Source organism: Bacteroides sp. AM16-24 (assembly GCF_003471885.1).
GTDB lineage: Bacteria > Bacteroidota > Bacteroidia > Bacteroidales > Bacteroidaceae > Bacteroides.
Genome location: NZ_QRKI01000014.1, coordinates 87,956 through 111,641 on the forward strand (window position 1 = coordinate 87,956; position 23,686 = coordinate 111,641).

A 23,686-nucleotide genomic window follows, 5' to 3' on the forward strand; every position below is an offset into this window, starting at 1 on the left:
TCAACTAAAAAGAAAATAATTATGGCTAAACCTAATTGGTTAAATGTAAGTCCGGCATCGGGCAGTGGAAACGGTACTGTAAGCAACAGTGCAACCGCACATACCGGGCGTGTAGCTCGCACCGGAACGGTCACAGTGACCGGAAGTGGTGTAACTACCCCGGCAACCTACAAAGTAACACAGGAACCGAAAGCTGAGTTTGCCAGCTTCAACAATGGTGCGGAAATGGCTGCACCGAAAGGCGGAGGTACGCTGACTATTGAGGGTAAATCCAATTCAAGCAAGCTGACTTTCGCTTTTGTTGGAGACAGCCACGAAGTAGATATTCCTGCACAGTATCAAGCAAACGGTACGTCCACGGATAATGCTGCAATGATTGAAGGCGATCCGGGAGCGTCAAGCGAATTTTCATTCAGTCTTGAGCTTTCCATACCGGAGAATGAAACAGTAGAGGAAATGGAAAGAGTGTTGAAGGTTACTGCCAAAGGCGGTCAATCCGTTCAGATTACGATTAAGCAAGCTGCCGGAGATGCTACTTTGTCTGTCAGTCCTACCGAGATTACCATACCGCAGGATGGTACTGCCGTATCTGTCAATGTTACGTCTAACACAAGCTGGACAGTATCGTAATGGAAAAAACGGTTGCATGGGAATCGGGCGGTGGTTACATCACGCTCACTTACACGGGGATAGGCAACGCGCCTATCTCTGTGAAAAGTGACGCGAATGAATCGTTCAGTGACCGACAGCAATACGTTTCCATCGCTACTACAAAAGGAAGTCCTCAAAAGGCGGTAGATTTGCTTGTCAAACAGAAAGGTAAGACATATCCGTCCGGAACGGTATTCAATTACAGCTATACCGGGACCGTTCAGGAAGTGACCTTGCCTCCCGGCAGATACAAGCTGCAGTGTTGGGGCGCGCAGGGTGGAAACAGCTACTCATATTCTGGAACCGGCTCTAAAGGCGGTTATTCAGAAGGTGAGATAACGCTGACCGAAGTCACCACACTATACATCTTTGTCGGAGGCAAAGGTGGAAATGGAAGTTCAACATCGCTTGTCAATGGCGGCTGGAATGGTGGCGGTGGAAGTGTCGGACGCTCATCATACAATAGCGGTAATACTTATGGCATAAGTTATCCTGCCTGTGGTGGTGGAGCTACGGATATCGCTTTGGTTACTTCCGGCATGTCCTATTCAGGCGGACGCACCAACCGTACATCAGCTTCTTTGCTGTCACGGTTTATTGTGGCTGGCGGTGGTGCCGGAGGATCGGCAAGGTATACGGAAGTAACAGGTTCTAGCACTTCTTACAATAGAATTTCAAGTGGCAGTGTTCCTTACTACTACCAAAGTGGTGTTTACTACCTATATAGATATCAAGCGGGTATGTTACAAGGTGGAAAGAAATACAGATTTCTTATATCAGGTGATGATTATGAAGTGTCGTATGTATCTTATTATGAGGGTTCTACAAATATGGGGAATTTAGGAACAACATTTACTGCTCCAAATGGTAATTATACGTATATATTGTACGTGAGAAACAAAACTGATTCAGCTTCTATTTATAGTTATACACTGGATGAAGTAATAGAAACCACTTCCACCGACACCTCTTCCGGTTCCTCCATCTCCTCCCAACAGGGTGGCGGAACTTCCGGTCGCGGCACAAGTCCCGGAACACAAAGTAGCGGAGGCGGTGAATTTGGTTTGGGTAAAAACCAGTCCACTACCAATTATCGGTATGCCAGTGGTGCAGGCGGTGGCGGTTGGTACGGTGGCGGTTCTTCATCTTCCGATTCATCAACGAGCCAGATTAATAGCTCAGGCGGTGGTTCTGGTTTCGTGAATATAGCAGCCAATGCAGGATATCGGCCTTCGGGGTATACGGGCTTGCAGCTTGACAGTGGAAGCACACAAGATGGTTCTACTTCTTTCCCTTCTCCAAGCGGAGGCAATGAGACCGGACACAGTGGTAACGGATATGCAAGAATAACGGTGTTATGAGGATGAAAATGAAATTCACAATAGAGCAGATGGCAGAGGTTTCCATAGCAGTATTCTCAGTGGGAATTGTCTCCGGAATGGTAATAATGAAAATCATACTATTATGAGAAAAAAGAGTGATAAGATATTGAGCCTTGTGGAAGCCCTTCCCGATGGAGAGTGGGCGGTACGATGGGACTTTATGCCTGAAAGGGATGAAGAAGGCAACGAGACAGGAAACTACAGCTACGAGGAAGAAGTGTTGTACCACATTCCGCAGCTTGACGAAGTGAAGGGGATGATAACCGCCTGGCATAACAAGCAGGTGGACGGTTCCATTCTGCAAGGATGCCGGTGGAACGATATCCCTGTATGGCTGTCAATGGAGAACCAGTTTAATTATAAGTCTGTGTTTGACCTTGCCGCTATGACCGAGCCGCAGGTTCAGGCATGGGATGCGGCTAATCCGGACAAGGCGGGGAAAGATTACATCGTGCAGACAGTTACGGGTGTGGACGGTGAGAGCTTTGAAATGCCTGTGTCTACCGGAAGACCTAAATCCGTCCTTCCGGTACAGTTCAAGTTTGGCACGGACGATGAGCCGGTCTATCACACGTTCACCACGCTTGATGAGCTTGCGGAGTTCTATACCTACACGATGGCATACATCCAAGGGTGCTATACTGCAGGATGGGCAAGAAAAGATGCCTTTGATTATTCAGTTTATGAAGAAGCCATAGCAGCCTTATGATAGATTTTCCCATTTGGATAGGCGGTCTTGGGTGGGGCTGTTGCCTGCTGTTCTGGGCTGTTGCGGCCTGGCTGGTATATCTTGCAGTGAAATGGTTGAACAATAAATTATAATGTTATGAGCAGCTTAGGAACGGAATTTAAGATTAACGTTCATGTGGAACCGATAGACGGGTTGCACATGAGTGATTACGACTTTACTTGTAGGTTTTATGTGTATACAGATCGTTTCGTAGAATTTAAAAAAAAGGATATGATAATGGTTAATCAGGACAATTATATAGCTTGTATTAATAGTGAAGAAATAGGATCTGGAAATATTAAGATGCAAATTACGGCTCTTATACCTGATGTAGATTTTCCAAACGGTTTGCGTACAGAAAAAGAAACATTGTATATTGGGATAAAAATAAGTAAATGAAAGTAGGATAAAAGCACAATTTGTTTTGAGTTAATAAATGTAATTCATAAACAAAATGTTTTTTTATAAGTTACATTATGTTTTGCGCTTTATATTAGGTAAGAAACAAGTATTTTTGCCGCACACATTATTTATATAAATACCATGAAGAAAATTATTTTTGGGGTCTGTCTGTTCCCTATCCTCTGGACAGCATGCAACAATACCGCTACTCCCCGCAAAGAATCCGGTGAATGGGCAAGGGTTCCCGAAATCCTGAAAAAGATTGTTCCCCCTACGTTTCCGGACAGCATATATGACGTAACTGCCTATGGAGCAAAGAGTGATACGACTTTCGACAGCCGTCCTGCCATACTGGAAGCCGTCAACCAATGCAATCAAAACGGTGGTGGCACTGTACTCATTCCTGCCGGAAACTATTTCAGCAAAGGTTCCATCCTTCTGAAAAGTAACGTGAATCTACATGTAGCCGAAGGTACACGCCTGGAATTCTCCACCGTAGCTTCCGACTATCTCCCCATGGTATTGACCAAATGGGAAGGAACAGAATGTTTCAACTACTCCCCTTTCATCTATGCATATCAATGTACCAACATTGCCCTGACCGGTAAAGGTACGATTGATGGAAACGGGGCTGTAACATTCAACGGCTGGCATGCATTGCAAGAGCCTGCTGTGAATCGTCTGCGTCAAATGGGCATCGACTCCATTCCGGTATACGAACGTGTATTTGGAGAAGGGCATTACCTGCGCCCCTGCATGATACAGTTCTACGGCTGCAAAAATGTACTGGTGGAAGATGTGCAAATCTACGATTCTCCCTTCTGGATCATTCATCCTGTATTCTGCGATAATGTCACCGTACGCAATGTATATATAGACAGCAACAACTACAATAACGATGGCTGCGACCCGGAATCAAGTACCAACGTACTGATTGAAAACATGGACTTCAACGTGGGGGATGATGGTATCGCCATCAAATCTGGGCGCGACCAGGACGGTTGGCGCATCGGACAGGCTACGGAGAACGTAATTATCCGGAATTGCCACTTCGCCCGATGGGCTATTACCATCGGTAGTGAAATGTCCGGCGGAGTACGGAATATTTTTATCGAGGATTGCAAGATAGACAGTTGCCGCAACGGAATTTACTTCAAATCAAATCTGGACCGTGGCGGATACTTCGAGAATCTGAATATGCGCCGGATAGAAGCGAATGTCTGCCTGTGGGGAGTGATTAATTTCCGTACGAACTACCACGGATACCGCGGTGGAAATCATCCGACACTCTTCCGTAATATCTGTATAGAAGATGTGACTTGTAACCGTGTAGATAGCGTAGCACTTATGGCAAATGGATTACCGGAAGCCAAACTATACAACATTACCCTGCGGAATATAAAGGTGAAGAAAGCACCGAAAGCCATACAGATGGACAATGTAGTGAACTTAACACTCGAAAACGTTGAGGTGAACGGAAAACAGATTACTTCTGCTGAGCAAACTGATTAACAACAGAAAGGATTATATCCCCATGTCCAAAACATGGGGATATTTCATTTATTCTTATTCAACTTAATAAACTCACTGGGAGTAATTCCAAACTGCTTCATGAAACATGAGGTAAAATATGAAGTGGTAGAAAATCCTAAACTCTCAGCAACTTCATTGATCCGAAGATCACCTTTAGCCAACATTTCGGCAGCCTTCTTTAATCGGCATAAACGGATAAAGTCATTAGGTGCCAAAGAAGTGATAGCTTTCACTTTTCTATAAAGTGTAGATACACTCATATTCATATATTCAGCCAGACTTTCAACCGACAAACAGGAATCAGACAAATTATTCATCACATAATCATTCATCTTGCCAATAAATTTCTCATCTATACTGTTAGACGCGACACTTATGAGATGTGCATGAGGTGAGCGGACAAATGTAGAACGGATAAGCTCTCTGTTAGCTAAAAGATTTGAGACCTGAGCCAGTAAATGCTCTGTAGAGAACGGCTTCTCTATATAGGCATCAGCTTTCGATTCCAGTACATCAATATGGGCCTGTAAAGAAACTTTAGCTGTTAATACAATAATAGGAATATGACAATATTTTATATTTGTTTTGACAGACTTACACAATTCAATTCCATCCATTACCGGCATCATCAAATCACTAATAATCAGCGATACTACATGACTTTCCAATATTTCCAATGCTTGTTTTCCATTATCAGCAACCAACACATTATATTGTGGGGTTAATTCTTCACAAACAAACTGACGCAATTCCACTTCATCATCAACCACCAGTACATTATACATACTCTTATGCATATAGTCTTTATTTCCTTCTACAGAAGAGGTTTCCTTATAAAAAGGAGAATGTCCCGGCTCTGCAACATCATGCTGTTCCAAGGGTAAATCAAGCACAAAGGAATTCATCTCAGTAATGGAATTATCAAGATAAAAAGCGCCATTATGCATCTCGGCCAGTGATTTAGCTAAAGGCAACCCTAATCCGGAACCTTTTGCCGGTACTCTTGCATCTTCTCCGAAATACTGGAAAAAAGGTTTAAAGATGTCTGTTGTCACATCTTTTGGGATTCTTTCTCCATCATTATTCACCCTAATCCGAACAATAGAATTGTCTTCTTTCTGTATACTCACTAAAGATACCTCAACAATATGGTCACAGAATTTAATCGCATTGTTCAACATATTACTTAATATCTTTATCAAAGCCTCTTTATCAGCTATTATTTCACATCCCTCATCAGGCATGGAAAAATGAAAATCAATGCATCTGGTTTGAGCTATCGGAGTAAAACGGCTATAAGTCTCTTCAAGTAGTTGTTTGATATCCAGTTTTACAAAACTCATCAAGAAGGTAGAAGACTCTATCTTTCTGAAATCAAGTAACTGATTTACCAGATCGAGCAAACGCTGAGTATTCTTACTCATAACAGCTATATTTTCATTCTCAGCAAGTTTCTTTTCTCCCGACTTTATTATACGGTTCAGTGACCCCATTATCAATGTCAAAGGGGTTCTTATTTCATGAGTAATATTTGTAAAGAAACTAATCTTAGCCTGAAGAATTTCCTTATACTTCTCGTTCTGTAACATTTCTATCTGATGTCGTTCTTTCTCTTTGAGTTTTCTTCTATATCTGATGAAAAACCAAGTAAATGTAGTAAAGATAATAAGAACATACAAGAAATATGCAAACGGCATACTCCAGAATGGAGGTTTTACAATGATAGCCAATGAAGAAGCTTCGCCAGTCCATGTTCCGCTTTCTCTTGAAGCTTGTACACGAAGGGTGTATTTCCCCGGTGGTAACTTTGTATAATACAATTTCTTAGGTCCTTGACTAACAATCCATTCATGATCTAACCCCTCAAGCTTATATCTATACCATACATCCTGAGAAATAGAATAAGTAGGTATAGCAAAATCAATACTAAAAGTAGACTGATCATAACGCAATGTTATTTTAACTGTAAAAATAATCGATTGTTTCAAAGGAGAATCCGGTTGATAGGTCTCTATCTCTTTATTAAATAACTGAAAACCTGTAAAGAATACTTTTAATGGTTCTGATACCTTTATAAAATTCTCTGGCGAGAAAGCTATCATTCCTTTCAATGAGCCAAAATAAATATTGCCTATTCGATCCTGATAGCCGGAATTATAATTAAATTGATCTATCGGCAATCCATTCGACGTTGTAAACCTGCTTAAAGCTTTCAGCTCAGGATCATAATGCAATAAGCCATTCGAAGTAGTCACCCATAACATTCCTGTGGCATCCTCTATAATCTGATAAATAATTTGTCCGGAATAATCCAGTTTAGATAAAGTCTGAGTAAATGTCCCATCTGTCCTGTCATAAAGAAAAAGCCCGTTTCCTTCAGTACCAATCCATAAACGCTTCCGGGAATCTTCGAAGATAGTAGTGATATAGTTACTTATGAATGGCATTGTCTTAACTGTTATCTTCTCATGTATCCCATTATATTTAAATGTAAACAATCCTCTCCCCATTGTAACAACCCATAAAGTATGATCTAAATCCTCATAAATGGAATGTACAAGTCCCCAGTCCAGTTGCGGAACAATTTCAAATCTATTCTTTGACTCTACATAGCGGTATAACCCTCCCATTGTACCAACCAATATTTCATTAAAAGAAGTCTTCCTGAAACAAACGATCCCATTAACCAATAATCCGGAACCAGTATTCTCACTACAGAAATGATTGATTATATTTTGCGACTTCAAATCAAACAGGTAGATACCACTATCAAAAGTTCCAATCCATATCATATTCTTATCAACCAGCAAGCATTGTATATTTTTGGAAATGGGACGTCCGTCCCATTTCAGATTAGTCAATGCCCTGAATACTTTTGTCTTGGTATCAAAATAGCATAACCCTCCATCTTCAGTTCCTACCCATAAATTTCCTTCCACATCCGGATGAATTTCACGAATAACATTTGCCTTTATACTTCCTTTTTCATCTTTCGGCAAATACTTATCAAACAATGTATTATTACTCGACAAGTAATTCACACCACCAAAAAAAGTCCCTACCCAAATACCTTCTTCACGATCTTTCAACAACATATGAACAGCATTATCAGAAAGCGAATAAGCATCATTATACGACTTCTGTAAATGATCAATAAATCCCAAATCCAATTGATAGATATGAATGCCTGACTCTGTACCAAACCAGAATTCATCTTTATTCCGTTGAATAGCCGTATGGATATAAATAGGATTATTCTGAGAATCATTGCTAAACAAGACTTTAACTTCACCATTGTTAGGGGAAAAACGCCTGGCCCCAATACGATCTGTAGTCACAACCAAGTCTCCATTACTACATTCCAGAATCCGATAAAGTAGAATATGTTTTGTTTTCTCTTCTTTTGTCAATATAGGATAAGACGAAAACTCCATGCGTTGAGGGTTAAACAAATAGATATTACCATCCAGACCTAATACCCACACACTACCGGACTGAGTCACTGTTATCCCTGTAGGCACAAAGAAATCAGATGCAGCAAAAAACTTATGATTTCCATTTTTTACATCCAAGCAATATATGCCCTTGGAATTTATAACCCAAAGGTTTCCCTGCTTGTCAAAAACTAAATTATCTATTAAACCTTCAATTGTCAAGTCAGCACTGACAAACGGAGCAAAAGTATCCTTCTCCGGATTGTAAATACATAAACCATCTGAAGTTCCTAACCAGAGAGAACCATCCGGTGCTTCCGCCAGAGCAAGAACTGTATTGTTGGGAAGAGAATTGGGCTGTTCCGGATCGGCCACATAGTTCTTAAACTTTGTACCATCGAACCTATTCAGACCAACTTTCGTACCAAACCACAGGAAACCTCTACGATCTTGAACTGCACAGAAAACAGTTTGCTGAGAAAGCCCGTTCTCTTTGTCATATCGCTTAAAATAATAGTTTTCGGCAAAAAGGTTAGTTACTACCAAAGAGAGAAAAATTAGTAATAACGCTATTTCTTTTTTCTTTATGAGCATAACTATACAATATGATTCATTGAAAGTGATCTACAAATATACACAAAACAGACTACTCCCTCAACAATAGATGGTTCTTTTCCGATCATATATCAGACCAAAGCCATTCTATCTATGGAGAGGTTTTCCACCTACTCCATAGATTGTCAATCTACTGCGAAGTTCAGGTAAACTCATATCAATCTGAGATAGATCTTTTTTTCCGAAAGCTTCTTCCAGATTAACAATCGGCTCAATGTTCGCAATGCTTGCCCATGGGAGCCACAAGGATACAGACCTGAAAGCTAAATCAGCAACATTAGTTGCTTCTGGCATAAATGCACGATATTTATAATTCATTCTACCGTCAAAGTCTGTATTCAGTTTCGTATTATTCTGTAAGAGTTTTGCCATATGTAAATAGAGTTCATTTCCGGTTTTGATATACAATTTATACATTTCATAAAACATATAAGCTATAAAATTATCAGCACCCGAATGTCCCGTAGCAATAATAGAAAACCCTGTAATACCTCCTTTAACAAAAGGATTCTTTTGGGCATCCATTGCATCTCGGTTAGGAATGGCAAAATCATAACAATACGTCCAGCTCATAGCACAGTTTGCAGCATGTTCTGCCGCTTTCAGATATTTCAGATCCCCTGTCAGTTCATGTATAGCATTGAATCCGTAGAGAGCAAATATGGCTGCCTCTTTATCAACAGTATTAGGATTGTCTGGAGTTCCACCTACATATTTCCCTAATTTCAAATACAGTTCATTGTAAGAGAAATCAGCAGCTTTGATTGCAGCTTCTTTATATTTAGTCTCTCCGGTATGTTCAAACATCTTCACCAGGAATCTAATAGCCACCGGAGTATTCAATTTAGAAGTCCCATGAGTATTCCTATCCCCTCCCGTCTCAACATCACCATTCGTCTTATATGCTCTATAAAAAGAACCGTCTTCATTTTGTTTCTTCACCAAATTAGAAGCAACCCTTTTAAGAGCTTGATTCCACGCTTCCTGAGGTTCATTGTGAGCCACAGAAATACGGTAGGCATCCAGTAGTCCTTCCATACCATCTACAAAACATCGAAGAAAACTTGGATATTCCCGCCTTTGTCCGGCTGTGGCATTATCAGCAGGATCCCACCATACAGTGGGGAAATAAGTTTTCATGATGGCATCAGAAATCCAGAAATCAACCATTGATTTACCTTTCCCCTTAGTCTCTGAATCATGATGATCCAGACCATAACGATACATGTGATATCCAACGGCTATTTGTTGTCCCACAAAACCCATTTGAAAAGATATCCCTTCAGTGTTTGTACCATCAGGTAAATCAAGTGACCATGGTAAACCTGCCGCTTTTATGTTTCCCTTTCCCAACATCCGATATTCAGCTTTAAAAAGTTCTATATTCTGCCGGTAGATTTCATCCATATTCATATCCACGATTGTCGGCTCTTCCGTTTTATAGCCCATACCAAACGCATACATCATAGCTTCATTATAATTATCCTTTTTATCAGGAATCAAGGCTACAGAATAGCTATGTATATTGCCCTCTTTCACCGAATGGTATCTTTTGGACCATATAGTCTTTGCATCCCTTTTTCTTCCGGCAACTTCATACGTTCTGGGCCCTTCTGCACACGGATAATGAAAATCCACCGACAATAAAGGATATATAGAGTAACCTATTGAACCATATTGTAACGCATCATTCACCTCATAGAATGTTCCACCACCAGGATTTTGTCCGACATCTATCCTAGGATTATAATGCATGAGGGTTAAAGTAGTTCCTGTTATCTTTTCCCGAAGCATAGCCAGCGGCAGTCCCGTACGCGTTTCTTTTACATACATCCGGTCAGTATTCAGGTCAGCAGCAACCGCATCCTCTCTTACTTCAGAGGTATTTCTATATAAAACAGAAGGAATAAAATACTCGAAATCATTGTTATCAGACGAACGAAGCCCGGTTTGAAATGAAATTGTACTGGCAAATCCGACATCCTCTACCCGCGCTTCTTTCACCTTCACATCTCTATATATCCCAAATACCCCATCCTTTAATAAAGTATACTTATCTTCTACAATAAATACAGACCCTTTTTCCGTGTTGACACTGGCTGTAGCACAAAAGCCATATTTCTTTCTTATGACCTGATAATAAGGTTGCTTATAATCAGTTTCGATATATTCCCCCGTTGGTAAAGTATCACTTCCCCGGACAGTGATCCATGCAGGCAGTTCTTGGCTTCCCACTATCCCTTTACCATTCTGTAAAAATACAGCAAAACCTTCATCCCCTTCTCTTAGTATAAGGGAATAATCACCATTTTTAATGATTTTCTCTGTACCACTTTCTTCTATACATTCCTGAGAAATAGTTTTCAAATCACTTTTCCCGATCATGGCATGATAATGGCAGGATATGCCCAATAGACAAAATCCTGATATCATCAGTATCCGGAATACAACCTTTCTTATTCTTCCATCTTTTTCCATAAGCTCCTGAATTAATATATTATTCCCTGATGTGCAGCATATACCGCATCTTTCTGTCTCAATGTAGATAAAGATTCTGTTCCTATACGTTCTATATCCATATCTCCATAAGCATCCCGTATCTTGAACAATGGATCTAAAGCAGATGCAGTAACCCAGGGTAGCCACAAATTTACTCCATCTCCCCAACGGGTGACCAATCTTAAGGCTTCCGTCTGCAATCCTCGATAAGCATACCCCAACGTACCATCATAATCCATAGTCTGTTTCGTATTTTTCTCCAATAGCCGGGCAATATGCAGGAAATACTCATCGCCTATCAAAACATAGAGTCTCAGGTATTCAAAAGAATTATATGAAAGTCCACAATCTGCTCCGGAATGTCCGGTGGAAATGATTGTAATTCCAACAGTAGTCTTTTTGCTATCCCAAGCCATGAGGTTATTTCCTCCAGCCGCCGGAATATTCCAGGCATACATATAGGTTACAGTGTAATAAGCCGCTTGGGATGCTCCTTCAAGCCATTTTTTATCTTTGGTTAAATCGTACAAACAAAGGAAAGCCTCAATAATCTTTTGCCCGGACTCACGGTCTTTTACATACGGATTATCAATTACACTTCCCACATATTTATAGGGTTCATGAATCTCGCGATAGCAAAATTCTCCGGCTTTAACAGCAGCTGTCTTATAGCATTCTTCCTTAGTAACTATATACATGTAAGTAAGAAAACGAATCAGATTGGAAGTAAGTAGTTTACCCGAATCTATAGAAGTCCCGCCATTGTCAAAAGCTTTGTCCCAGCTACCATCAGCATGTTGTCGGCTCACCATCCAGTCAGCTGACCGCCGGCAATAATCCAACCAATTAGTTTTACTTCCGGGAAAATGTTTTTCAGCATGCGACCATGCTAAAATCATAGCCTCCAATCCACCTTGCATATTACGTAAGTCATTATGATTACGAAAGAAATTCCAAGGAGATATATCCCACCATATCCGTGGCATCCCATTAGGTGCCGAACTGTTCTCCGCCCAGAAATCAAGTATCTGCTCTCCTTTATCCGTATAGATGGGATTATTGGTTTCCAAGCCTTTCCGGTAAAGATAATATGCGCAAGGAATCTGCATCCCCACAAATCCCATAGAATAAGAAATCTCATTCACTTCCCCACTTGGAAGATGTACGGAGAAAGGAAAACCGGGGGCATCATTATCTTTCAGCCAATAACGATCTAAAACCTCCAAGCCGTAATTCATTACATCTTCGTTATCCACCTCCAATACTTCAGGATTGTACAGATTGAACGTCGCTTTCCAGTGTTCCTCAAGCGCTTTTGGGAAAGCTACTTCTTTCTTAAATTGCAATTCCAGCATATAGGCATGCTCTACACCAATCCGTACAGGATGACTCCGACGCGCCCAACGTCTTTCACGACTTCCACCTCCGTCTGCATAAGTATGCTCACCTTCAGAACCAGGAAAGCAATATACTAATGCAGGACTTTGGCTTGCCAAATAAAAACCCAATGAGCCGAAATGCATATCCGCATTTACCAGATGATCCATTCCCACCTCTTCCTTAAAAGTAACCGGATTTAGATTATAGTCTGCCAAAGCAACAGATACCTCCGAACTTTTATTTCTGAACATGGCCAGAGGTAATCCCATACGTTCCTCACGAGCCAGTATCCAATCATGAGTAAAATCTGCGCCTATGGAGGATTCACTTAAATTAGATTCATCTTTATATATGAGAGAAGGTATGAAATATTCGCATCCGGTAATAGCTTGTTGTACTTCATTCCGTACCATAAAGTAAGAGTTAAACGCATGATCCTTACCGGAAGCTTTCATGACATCTACTACTCTCGACAAGCGTAATTTATCTTCATTCTCCGCCACCGTATATACATCTGTCACTTCAAAATCAGAACCGGAGTCCGTGATTATCCTGGCTTTACAAACCAATCGATCATTTTGTTTTTCTGCTTCCTGATACGCTGCCCTGTACCATTTAGACGACTGTACACCTACTGGGAATACCTCTAAACACACAATCGCTTCATCGACAGGTATATATTTCTGCCCCCATCCTGCTATTGTTACTGTATAACCCGTATTCTCTTTCCAGGCGAGCATAAGTTCCGGATTACCGGAACCTATACTAATATTTTCATTATGAACCGGGCCTGGAGGCTCCTCTGTTAAATCATCATTATCTGAACATCCTGCATTCAGCATCAGGCAAAAAACAACTGCTATAATTTTCATTATTTTATTGTTCATATTCTAAATTGCATAGATAGTAAATGCTGTAAATGATAATGCATTCGTTTCTCCACCCGGGAAATTGACTACATATCCCATACTAACTTCCGTTTCTTGTTCCAAAGTTATATTAAGTGGCATGGAAACACGACTTGCAGGATCTCCACAATCACTCTGGGCTATAATACTCGGACTTTTCCATTCAATTCCTTTACCTTTTGCTACAACAAAGAAAGCACGGTCTTTTCCACCTTCATTTTCAATATCCCACCAATTGAAACCACGGGTAGCTATAAACAGGTATTTTCCTGCAGGCAAAGTGAATGTCTGATAAACAGCCCCCTGTAAGGCAGTAGGATTCCCCCAGTTCTCAGCACACATAAACAAGCGGTCACTCCAACCGTCATACATTGTATACTGTACGGCTGCGTTAGATGTTAACCAGTCTGAAAGGATGCCACGGCGAGAATCCGGAAAATAGGAAACAACATTAAACGGCTGTTTATAATTCTTTAGATATTGATTCGTAATATCATCAAACTCTTCCGGAATCCCAGCAATTTCTTTCGTTTCTGAGAAAAGATAATAATCAGGAATGTTCTCCAACTCAAGTGCCACACGATAAAAAGCATTGTCTCTGTAATTCTCTTTATAGCCGGTACGATATTTTATCGCATCTATAGACACCGTCAGTTCTCCGTCACCGCTAAAATTAGCATCCACTTCCTGTTCGGCAACAACCGGACTTTTACTGTTTACAAAGTGGTTAATACCTAAATAAATACGAGCTTTCACTATACGTGGAGCAGGCTTACTCGTTCCGGAAACTTTCTTTACCTTAAACTTGGCAACAATGTTAATGCCTTCCAATTTTGCATCCAAATCAGATATCTCATAATAAGGTGTGATGTGAAAATCCTGACGTACATCCTTTTTCAGATCATAATAAATAGAATCATATCCTACTGTCCCAGCTGGAAACTCATTTATTTCAAACGGATACTTTACATTCCCTAAAGTTAGTTTATATTCTCCGGAATGTAGCAATTGCTGGTATGAACCATCAGCCAAAGTGTGCATTTTCGTTCCCCAGTCTACCTTACCAAACCCTTCCTGGAAAAAGAGAAATATATCACGCGCATCATTACCATCACATAGAAATGGTTTATCATTATAGAGTAATTGCCCAGAGAAAGTTACGCTCGGCGCATCATAATTATCATACTCACAAGCAGTAAACAATATCGTAGCCAATAATAATATAATAATCTTCTTCATAATCAATTTACTATTAATAGGTTTTAGTGTTTCGGATTCTTCTCAATATACGGATTACCTTCTGTCATCGGATATTCTGCATAATACATATCTTGTCCGAACCGGATAGGTAATCCCTTCTCATTATCATTACCACGATGCTCAATATACACCCTTCGGAAAAGCCACTTTCCATCTTCCGGCTGTCCTGGAGCATACACTTTATAAGGCCACAAGCCAGTCATCCGGGCTGTCGAAGTATTCCAGTCACCCGACCATATCTGATCAGCAATACGCCACCTCTTCAGATCATAAAAACGATGATCCTCAAATGCCAACTCTATCTTACGCTCATTCTGCAAAAGTGCAAGTGTCAAATCAGAACTTTCAATACGGAAAGCAGTACCTCCGGCACGTTCTCTTACTTCATTCAGACAATCAGAAGACAACTGTAATGTATTGCTGCCTTTATAATTAGCAACACCAAGTTGATTAAGATAATAAGCAGCCTCAGCCGCATTAAGCAGAATCTCTCCATATCGGAAAATGATATACGGTACTGCGCTCTTTCCTGATGCTTCGGAACCAGTAACCGGATCTATATATTTACGCAACAAGAAACCTGTATGGCTGGTATAATAACTATTACGGATAGGACCGTCAATGCTGGTCAGTTGCTGCCCATTATAAAAGTTTTTGTCCGGATCGTATACATTCTCGATTAAATCCAGCATTTTCAAATCATAACCGGAAGCTGTTTTCACAGCCAGCCCTGCCTGTAATTGAATCTCTTTTCCCCTGAAATCCGCACCAGGCAGAATTACGGTTCCCCACAAACGCGGATCACGTCCTTCGAAAATACCCATCGGAGAATCATAAAGAACATAGTTATAAGCGGAAGTTTCATTTCCCATTGATTCGATAATCTCATTACCCACATAAGCATTCAGCTGTGATAAACCGGAATTTATAGTTTCAAAACTCTCGACCAAGTTTAACGTCGGGTTCACATGGCCACCAAAATTAGCAGTTGAACGTTGAGAACGAGGAATATTCCACACTGTAAAATTGTTTGGGAAATCAGTACTTCCATCATAATCACGAATGAAAATAAGTTCCGGATTATTCGTCTTGGATACAAACACATTATTAAAGTTCTCACCCAGACTGCTTCCAGTACCCTTTAGCAAAGAATACCGCCCTATTTCCTTTAGCTCCAGATAGGCGTCAATACAACTTTGCAGATATTCTGTTGCTTTATTCTTAGAGATTCCGACTGCTCCGCTTGTCAAGGTCAATCCCATTGTTTTACTTTTATCCTCATTATAGGCTAAAGTACCTGCATATAACATTGCACGTGACTTGAGTGCCAATGCAGAAGCCTTAGTGGCACGTGTAAGTAAGCTACTTCCCTGCGGAGCAATATCAAGCGCCTCTTTCACTTCATCCATTTCTGTCGCAACAAACTCATATACGGCTGCCTCTGTATCACGGGGTTTAGCATATTCTATCGGAGTAGTACTATAATCGTACACTTCTGTAATTAAAGGTACGCCTCCCAGATTTTTCACCATATTGAAGTAAGTAAATGCTCTTAGAAAACGTGCTTCACCGAGAAAATAAGCGCGTTGATTTTCAGGCAAATGCGAGGTTTTCTCTGACAAATTCCTGATATGAATATTGATGTCCCGTATCAGATTATAATCATAGTAATTACGGTAGGTACGACCAACATTACTCGAAAATTGCCAATAATAACTATTACTGGTAGCTTCATCCCACCTGCATATATCATAAGATTCATTATCCGAAGCGAAGTTCTGGTCCAACTTGATGCGCCCATATAAATTTGCAGCAATACTACTGATACTGGCAACAGATGAATATGCTTGATCCTCGGATAATTCTTTGGGATCGTTCTGACTCAACCAGTCTTCACACGAGGTAAAGCTCAACAAAGCGACACATGCATATACTAATATTTTTGTTTTCATATTTATGCTCTTCTTTTAAAATTTAACGTTAACACCTAATGTCAATACCTTATGTTGCGGATAGTCCTGACCATTCACTGTTGAAATTTCAGGATCAAAACCATAATCATGCAACGAACTCAGACAGAAAAGATTGGTTCCTTGGAAATATATGCGGCATTGTTCCATACCTACCTTTCTTATCCAGTTTTTGGGTAAAGAATAGCCAACTACAAGATTACGGAGACGCAGGTAATTAACTTCTCTCGTATAGAAACTGTTCCACCAACGCCCCGAATGACTTTCCTGTCCACGCAAGGCCGGGAATTTCCCTGGAATCCAAGGAGACTTCGGATCAAAAATATCTTCATGCCTCCATACGTCAATATTGTTATAGTAATATCCATTCACGCTGCGCGTTACACCCCACTTCAAATCCCAGTCAGCAACAAATGTATTTTTAAAACCACCGGCAAAGTCAGCAGCCACATCAACCCCCTTCCATTCAAATCCTAAATTAATGCCCATTGAAATCAACGGATTCTTATTGGATGTACTTGAATCCCAGGGCCAGTCAGCCGATGCATAGGCTTGAGGACGTTCGTCAAAATCATTGATAATTCCATCACCATTGACGTCACGAAGTATTACGTCACCTGGACGAACAGTAGCATTGTTTTGACCGTCCTGATCAACCGGATAACTATCAATCTGTTCCTGTGTTTCAAAACGACCGATTACTTCCCACATCCATACACCTCCGGCATTACCCTGATCTGTATTGAGCACTACATTGGACCAGCGATTGGATTGTGCCCAACGATATTTATCCCATGCATTACCGAATATTTCTCCATGGCGTTTACCATTTTTCTGTCGGGCAAATGTTATATTAGCCCCAACACTATACTTTAAATCTCCAACTTTATCATTCCATTTCACAAATGCATCGAATCCTACCGTCATATCAGAATTCATATTCTCAGGCAAAGCACTCAAACCTGTCTCCAACGGAAACATAATATCACTCGGTGTGCCCGGAATACCATCACGCATACGTTTAAAGAGGTCAAACTCTCCTGTAAGTCGATTATCAAAGAAACCAAAGTCAATACCGACATTCATCAATTTAATTTTCATCCATGAAATGGTGGTTACAGGAATTCCCTTAGGTGCCGAGCCTATTACTTTTTTACTTTTCACAGAACTGAACGGGTCATCAGGCATAAGTGACTGACCTTTGTAATAAGTATACCCGGAAAGGTATGCAAAGTCAGGATATAAACCGCCCAGATTATCATCTCCCATCATACCATACGACGCTCTCAACTTCAGGTTCGAGAACCAACTACTTACGGATGAATTCTTAAAAAAGTTCTCTTCCGAAATACGCCATGCCGCACTAACTGAGGGGAAAAAGCCCCATCGGTTGCCTTTCGGGAATTTCCATGAACCATCATAACGGGCCGATAAATCAAGAATATAACGGTTTTCATAATCATAACCTGCACGGAATACCCAGCTAGCTGTAGAAGTTATAGCTTTATTCTCGCTTACCAAGTTGTTATCATTAGTTGAAATAAGATCTATAAACTCATTCTCAACCGGATGTTGCTGTACATTTAGCGAATGATAATCCCGTTTGGTAAACTCAAAACCACCTACACCAGTTACATGATGTTTACCAAACATATTGTCATAGTTTAGCAGAAACTGCCCGGAAAATTCTTTGATAGTCGTATCAAATCTTTCCATCCAAGTTTCATTAGCTGCTGACTTATCATAGGCCACAATATACTCATCCGCAGCCCTGTCATAAGTATACTCTTTCCAACCTTTCTCCAGATTATTCACCTTATTCTGAGAGGTCCAATAGGAGAAAATGCCTTTTCCCGTCAACCCCTTAATGGGTGTTTTCCACTCCATATCCCAATCAATCTGTACCACGGTAGTATTGTTATCTGATTTACCTGCATTATCAATAGTTAGTGCAGCCAGGTTAAGACCAGAAGCACCGGGTACATTATTCAAATAGTTGGGATTATCATTTGCATAAGGACGGTAAATGGGCGGAAGATTAAAAACCGCCTGACGGGCATTTGCATAATCATCACTACCCGGAAGAGCTGGATTAGTACGATTCTCCAAACGTCCGTTCAACCGGAAACCTAACTTCAGTTTTTCACTGATATCAATATTGAAATTAGACTGAATATTAGTACGCTGAAAATTATAGTCCTTGAAAACTGCATCCTGGTCAATATTGCTGATTGATAAATAATAGGTTGTCTTATTTCCACCGCCACTCAGGTTTGCATGTATGTAAGATTGCGGTGCTGCATTACTAACATAGTTATCTCTCCAATCAAATCCACGATAGTCTTCACCGGTTTCAGGATTATAATATCCCGTACGCCATTTTTCCAATTCAGCTCTAGCCACATCCGGAGAAACTGACAGGGTACCCAGATTAGCCTCCTTCATATAATTAGCATATTGCCATTCATACGCATTCAACATTCTGGGATAAGAAGTCCATGATTGCCAACTGTAATTGAAGTCCAAAGTTACAGCAGCCTTTTGATTCTTAGAGCCATTTTTTGTAGTAACCAGTACGACTCCATTGGCCGCTTTTACTCCATAGATGGCAGCAGCCCCGTCTTTCAATATAGAAATGTTCTCAATATCATTTACATCCAGATTGTTGAACTGCGCCTCATCTTTTATAATACCATCTATCACAAAGAGAGGAGTACCCATATTTCTGATCTGAATAGAAGTACCGCTACCCGGCTGTCCCGACTTCTGACGGGTAGTGATACCGGCTATTTTACCAACCAATGCTCCAGAAACAGTCGAAGAAGTAGTACGGGCGATATCTTCTGTACCAATAGTAGTAACTGCCGCAGCAATACTCCCTTTACGTTTAGTCCCATATCCCACCACAACAATCTCATCCAGAATTTCCTGATCTTCTTTCAATATGACAGAAAGAAATGGTTTATTTCCAACTGTAACTTTTACAGTTTTATAGCCTACATAAGAAAACTCCAAAACATCGGAACCAGCAACATTCAACTGAAACATTCCATCAGAGTCAGTAACAGTACCTGCACTCGTACCGGCAACCCGTACTGATACCCCTATTAAAGGTTCATCATTGTCATCGGTAACTTTCCCTTTTACAGTTTTCTCTTGTTGAGTAATAGCAACAGACTTTGTCGTTGCATAGCCTTCTGATACGAAGAAACTTCCAAAGGCTATTGATAAGAGAATAAATTTTAACAAGCCAAGCTTGTTATTAAAGAAATCGTTCATCATCTTATTAGTTTTAAAGATTAATAAAACAGGTTCAATAAAAACATTAACGAGGGTTAACAACATCGTAATGCAAAGATATCCCCCTCATTCAAATACAAGTAAAAATAAGCCGTCATTAAGTATCAATAATCTGTTATTTGAGGCGTTTGAATGATTTCTAGTATTTTTTGAATGATTACTTTTGAGTGTTATATGTATGTTTGCAGCGGTTAACAACACTCCCGTATTATTATAAATCTATTAATTCAACCATTATGAAAAATTATAATTTATTATTTGCTTCTCTCTTATTTCTATTTCCCAATGATACGATTGCTCAAGAAAGAGCAATTATAAAAATAGACACAGATCGCATAATTGACCAGATTAATCCTCATCTATACGGAAATTTTTCGGAACATCTGGGACAAGGTATATATGGAGGTATTTATGATCCGAAGTCTATTCAAGCAGATGAAGATGGCTTTCGCAAAGATGTCATCGAACAGACAAAAGAGTTAAAAGTTTCCATCTTACGATGGCCCGGAGGGAATTTCGTTTCAGGTTACCATTGGGAAGATGGTATTGGAGAGCGTAGCAAACGCCCTACTCGGATTGACCTAGCTTGGGGAGGTAAAGAAAGTAATATGATAGGAACAGATGAATTCATTCAATTTGCCCGCAAAGCAAAAGTGGAACCTTATTTCTGTGTCAATCTGGGAACCGGTTCATTGGATGAAGCACGAAATTGGGTGGAATACTGCAATGTGGAGAAAGGAACATACTACTCAGACCTTCGCTGTAAAAATGGATTTGAAAAACCGCATAAAGTAACGTATTGGGGGTTAGGCAATGAAGTAGACGGTCCGTGGCAAATGGGACACAAATCACCCGAAGATTATTCTAAAATAGCAATAGAAACAGCAAAATTAATGCGCTGGATTGATAAAGACATCAAGCTCATAGCCAGCGGTTCAAGCAATTACGATGCCGACTGGAATAAATGGAACCGGACAATACTGGACGAAATGTATAACTACATCGATTACATCTCTCTTCATCATTATTCGCACAACACTTCAGATTACTACACATATCTGACAAATACTATTGAAGTAGAGAACTACATCCGTATTGTAGAACAACAGATAAAGGAAGCGAAAATGAAGAATCGTTCTTCCAAAGATGTTTTTATAGCTTTCGACGAATGGAATGCATGGACTCGGACATTCGGAGGTACTGACAATACCCTATCGGAAATATATGATTTACAGGACGCTCTTATTGTAGCTCAATACCTCAATATATTCTTACGTACTTGTGACATTGTCAAGATGGCCAATATGGCACAATTAGTAAATGTCATTGCTCCGATGCGTGTTGACAATGATAAATTATGGAAGCAAACCACTTATTACCCACTCTATCTTTTTGCCAATAACTGCCGTGGAAAAGCACTGGACATATACATAAAAAGTCCAGCGTATTCTACTGATAAATATAAAGAAGTTCCTTATCTGGACGTTTCATCCACTTACGAACCTTCACGGAACGAAGTAGTGATCAACGTCGTTAACCGTAATAAAGACAAAGCTATTACAGCTGATATCCTTTCTCAAACCGGCTCTTTCGATAAAAAAGCGACAGCCAATATTGTATCAGGAGCAAACACAAATATTACAAACTCTGTAAACGAACAGAACGTTGATATAAAGAAAGAAGAAATAAAAACTTCCGGTGAGAAAATAACATATTCATTTGCTCCGCGATCATTCACACAGATTATTGTAAAAGTAAAGTAATCCTCTTTCACAAAATGACATCATTCTTTATAAGATTGTCATAACATATAAAGGCTGAATCAAACTAGGATTTTTGATTCAGCCTCAACTATTTGAATATATACTTTCCTTGCAGTATTATTCCGTAACCAACGGACGTTTACGCCAGTCGTCTTTCACATAGCTATCGGGATAGACTGTTTTATCTTTTAACTCACCACCTTTCAGGCGTATCCAGGAAGTAAAGGTACGTTCCCCCTCCTTCAACACAATTACGCGTGCACCATTAGATAGATGGTTATATTCCGTATTACCACCTGTGAAACGTCCATAAGCCAGTACGATACCTTTCCACATGACTGAATAGTCATTATCATGGTCATGTCCGACGAAAGTACCCATTACATCACCTGCTTCCTTCATAGCAGCAAACATACCGGTATTTATAGCAGCTGAACAAGCTTTTTCCATACGTGTACCATAAAGAATGGCGTTCTCATCAGAAGCCGCTTCGTTGTATTCGGACAGCGGGATGTGGAAGAATGCCAAAGCCGGCAAAGGCTTTCCGTTATTCTTGGCGGTAAAAGCTGCACTTTGTTGACGATACCAGTTTACCTGATCGAACGTGAGCCAGTCGTACCCTTTCACATCGGGCAACTTGGAATACGAATGAGAATCGAGACAATAGAGCACAGAGGCATCTTTCTTACCATCCGAAGATTTCACGGTGAGGACGTAATCGGGAGACTCAACGCTACCGCGGTCGGGCTGGATATTGTAAGGCATGGAACGGATAATATCGTATAATTCGGCACGCGTTTTGCCTTGTTCGTTGTCATGGTTACCGAAAGTCACGACAAAAGGTATCTTACGGGAGGAAGCACAATCAAGTACGGCTCGCATGGCTGTATCAGCAGGCGGTGCATAAACTACATCTCCGGTAAAAACAATCAAATCGGGACGTTCGGCATCCAGCACTTCGTTGATACGCTTCAAGGCAATGGCTGAAGCTGGATTGTGATACTGAAAATGGATGTCGGTAAACTGGACGATTTTAAACTCTCCGTTCTTGTTAAACTTTAAAGGGGTAACCTGTGCCTGGCAGAACAGAACTGTCAGAAAAGCCAGACTAAGGGTTAAAGAGATTCTCCTCATGTTAGTGATTAGTTTTAGGTAGTTATCAGGTCAGAATCAATTATTCTTTGGTAATCAGGACTGTTGCATAAGCTGAGATACCTTCTTCGCGACCGGTAAAACCAAGCTTTTCCGTAGTAGTAGCCTTGATGGAAATGTCGTCTTCATCTATTCCCATTACTTTGGCAAGCGTCTGCTGCATGGCAGGAATATAGGATTTCAGTTTGGGGCGTTCTGCACAGATGGTTGCATCAATGTTGCCCACGGAATAACCTTTGGTTGCAATCAGTTCTACGGTTTTCTTCAGTAATATTTTGCTGTCTATATCCTTGAACTCTCCTGCGGTATCGGGAAAATGATAACCGATATCACGCATATTGGCGGCTCCCAGCAAGGCATCGCAAATGGTATGAATCAGCACGTCGGCATCCGAATGTCCGAGTAATCCTTTCTCATGTTCCAGGCGGATACCGCCTAACCAAAGTTCACGCCCTGCCACCAACTGGTGTACATCGAAGCCAAAGCCTACACGTATTTTCATATCGTTCTTCTTTAATTTTATTGGATGGATGCACGAAAGTACGGAAAAAAAGCAAATGGGGAATAAAGACAGAACACAAATTACGCAATTTTTCGTCTTATATAAGGCAACCGACATAGATCTAAAAAAGTGTTGGATTAAAATTCCCAAAGAAGATCTGTTAAAAACACATCCTCTTTGGGAAAATAAAGAAATGAGAGGTATC

General features: G+C 40.5%; 14 protein-coding genes. 6 read left to right on the forward strand and 8 right to left on the reverse strand.

All coding sequences use genetic code 11. The features are described from left to right. The first annotated feature begins 21 nt into the window (after nucleotides 1-21). The 5 genes from DW182_RS15915 (at nucleotide 22) to DW182_RS15935 (ending at nucleotide 4,677) form a co-directional block, all read left to right on the forward strand. The gene (locus DW182_RS15915) at nucleotides 22-630 is read left to right on the forward strand and encodes a BACON domain-containing protein (RefSeq protein ID WP_118296148.1); all 609 of its coding nucleotides are present in this window, start codon (nucleotides 22-24) and stop codon (nucleotides 628-630) included. Continuing rightward, nucleotides 630-2,012: a glycine rich domain-containing protein gene (locus tag DW182_RS15920; RefSeq protein ID WP_118296149.1), complete on the forward strand. Its 1,383-nt coding sequence runs from the start codon at nucleotides 630-632 to the stop codon at nucleotides 2,010-2,012. The genes DW182_RS15915 and DW182_RS15920 overlap by 1 nt, the downstream gene beginning before the upstream one ends. Nucleotides 2,013-2,115: 103 nt before the next feature. Then, the gene (locus DW182_RS15925) at nucleotides 2,116-2,742 is read left to right on the forward strand and encodes a hypothetical protein (RefSeq protein ID WP_118296150.1); all 627 of its coding nucleotides are present in this window, start codon (nucleotides 2,116-2,118) and stop codon (nucleotides 2,740-2,742) included. A gap of 117 nt (nucleotides 2,743-2,859) precedes the next feature. Beyond that, nucleotides 2,860-3,162: a hypothetical protein gene (locus DW182_RS15930; protein ID WP_118296151.1), complete on the forward strand. Its 303-nt coding sequence runs from the start codon at nucleotides 2,860-2,862 to the stop codon at nucleotides 3,160-3,162. Between the two features lie 144 nt (nucleotides 3,163-3,306). Continuing rightward, nucleotides 3,307-4,677: a glycoside hydrolase family 28 protein gene (locus DW182_RS15935; RefSeq protein ID WP_118296152.1), complete on the forward strand. Its 1,371-nt coding sequence runs from the start codon at nucleotides 3,307-3,309 to the stop codon at nucleotides 4,675-4,677. Between the two features lie 44 nt (nucleotides 4,678-4,721). Here the strand turns inward: DW182_RS15935 and DW182_RS15940 are convergent, their stop codons facing one another. From DW182_RS15940 to DW182_RS15965, 6 genes are all read right to left on the reverse strand, one after another. Beyond that, nucleotides 4,722-8,726 carry a two-component regulator propeller domain-containing protein gene (locus DW182_RS15940; protein ID WP_118296153.1) on the reverse strand — a complete coding sequence of 1,335 codons (4,005 nt, stop codon included), beginning with the start codon at nucleotides 8,724-8,726 and terminating at the stop codon, nucleotides 4,722-4,724. A 108-nt stretch (nucleotides 8,727-8,834) separates the two neighbouring features. Continuing rightward, nucleotides 8,835-11,225, reverse strand: a complete 2,391-nt coding sequence (locus tag DW182_RS15945; RefSeq protein ID WP_118296154.1) for a hypothetical protein — start codon at nucleotides 11,223-11,225, stop codon at nucleotides 8,835-8,837. An 11-nt stretch (nucleotides 11,226-11,236) separates the two neighbouring features. Then, nucleotides 11,237-13,498: a hypothetical protein gene (locus DW182_RS15950; protein WP_118296155.1), complete on the reverse strand. Its 2,262-nt coding sequence runs from the start codon at nucleotides 13,496-13,498 to the stop codon at nucleotides 11,237-11,239. 18 nt (nucleotides 13,499-13,516) lie between these two features. After that, nucleotides 13,517-14,773 carry a DUF5013 domain-containing protein gene (locus DW182_RS15955; protein WP_118296156.1) on the reverse strand — a complete coding sequence of 419 codons (1,257 nt, stop codon included), beginning with the start codon at nucleotides 14,771-14,773 and terminating at the stop codon, nucleotides 13,517-13,519. 23 nt (nucleotides 14,774-14,796) lie between these two features. Further along, a complete protein-coding gene (locus DW182_RS15960; protein ID WP_118296157.1) occupies nucleotides 14,797-16,746 on the reverse strand; it encodes a RagB/SusD family nutrient uptake outer membrane protein in 1,950 nt (649 codons plus the stop codon). A gap of 15 nt (nucleotides 16,747-16,761) precedes the next feature. Further along, nucleotides 16,762-20,046, reverse strand: coding sequence for a TonB-dependent receptor (locus DW182_RS15965; protein ID WP_158580812.1), 3,285 nt, complete (start codon nucleotides 20,044-20,046; stop codon nucleotides 16,762-16,764). Between the two features lie 254 nt (nucleotides 20,047-20,300). On the opposite strand from DW182_RS15965, the gene DW182_RS15970 reads away from it, so the two are divergent. Continuing rightward, nucleotides 20,301-21,827, forward strand: coding sequence for an alpha-N-arabinofuranosidase (locus DW182_RS15970; RefSeq protein WP_118296159.1), 1,527 nt, complete (start codon nucleotides 20,301-20,303; stop codon nucleotides 21,825-21,827). Between the two features lie 117 nt (nucleotides 21,828-21,944). On the opposite strand, the gene DW182_RS15975 is transcribed toward DW182_RS15970, so the two are convergent. Beyond that, the gene (locus tag DW182_RS15975; RefSeq protein ID WP_118296160.1) at nucleotides 21,945-22,961 is read right to left on the reverse strand and encodes a metallophosphoesterase family protein; all 1,017 of its coding nucleotides are present in this window, start codon (nucleotides 22,959-22,961) and stop codon (nucleotides 21,945-21,947) included. Between the two features lie 40 nt (nucleotides 22,962-23,001). Then, entirely contained in the window at nucleotides 23,002-23,481 is a 480-nt protein-coding gene (ispF, locus tag DW182_RS15980; RefSeq protein WP_118296161.1) for a 2-C-methyl-D-erythritol 2,4-cyclodiphosphate synthase, read from the reverse strand. Nucleotides 23,482-23,686 lie beyond the last annotated feature (205 nt).

Bases quoted from the DNA above. Each gene is read 5' to 3' on its own strand.
- DW182_RS15915 (WP_118296148.1), top strand. From the start codon at position 22: ATGGCTAAACCTAATTGGTTAAATGTAAGTCCGGCATCGGGCAGTGGA.
- DW182_RS15920 (WP_118296149.1), top strand. From the start codon at position 630: ATGGAAAAAACGGTTGCATGGGAATCGGGCGGTGGTTACATCACGCTC.
- DW182_RS15925 (WP_118296150.1), top strand. From the start codon at position 2,116: ATGAGAAAAAAGAGTGATAAGATATTGAGCCTTGTGGAAGCCCTTCCC.
- DW182_RS15930 (WP_118296151.1), top strand. From the start codon at position 2,860: ATGAGCAGCTTAGGAACGGAATTTAAGATTAACGTTCATGTGGAACCG.
- DW182_RS15935 (WP_118296152.1), top strand. From the start codon at position 3,307: ATGAAGAAAATTATTTTTGGGGTCTGTCTGTTCCCTATCCTCTGGACA.
- DW182_RS15940 (WP_118296153.1), bottom strand. From the start codon at position 8,726: ATGCTCATAAAGAAAAAAGAAATAGCGTTATTACTAATTTTTCTCTCT.
- DW182_RS15945 (WP_118296154.1), bottom strand. From the start codon at position 11,225: ATGGAAAAAGATGGAAGAATAAGAAAGGTTGTATTCCGGATACTGATG.
- DW182_RS15950 (WP_118296155.1), bottom strand. From the start codon at position 13,498: ATGAAAATTATAGCAGTTGTTTTTTGCCTGATGCTGAATGCAGGATGT.
- DW182_RS15955 (WP_118296156.1), bottom strand. From the start codon at position 14,773: ATGAAGAAGATTATTATATTATTATTGGCTACGATATTGTTTACTGCT.
- DW182_RS15960 (WP_118296157.1), bottom strand. From the start codon at position 16,746: ATGAAAACAAAAATATTAGTATATGCATGTGTCGCTTTGTTGAGCTTT.
- DW182_RS15965 (WP_158580812.1), bottom strand. From the start codon at position 20,046: ATGATGAACGATTTCTTTAATAACAAGCTTGGCTTGTTAAAATTTATT.
- DW182_RS15970 (WP_118296159.1), top strand. From the start codon at position 20,301: ATGAAAAATTATAATTTATTATTTGCTTCTCTCTTATTTCTATTTCCC.
- DW182_RS15975 (WP_118296160.1), bottom strand. From the start codon at position 22,961: ATGAGGAGAATCTCTTTAACCCTTAGTCTGGCTTTTCTGACAGTTCTG.
- ispF (WP_118296161.1), bottom strand. From the start codon at position 23,481: ATGAAAATACGTGTAGGCTTTGGCTTCGATGTACACCAGTTGGTGGCA.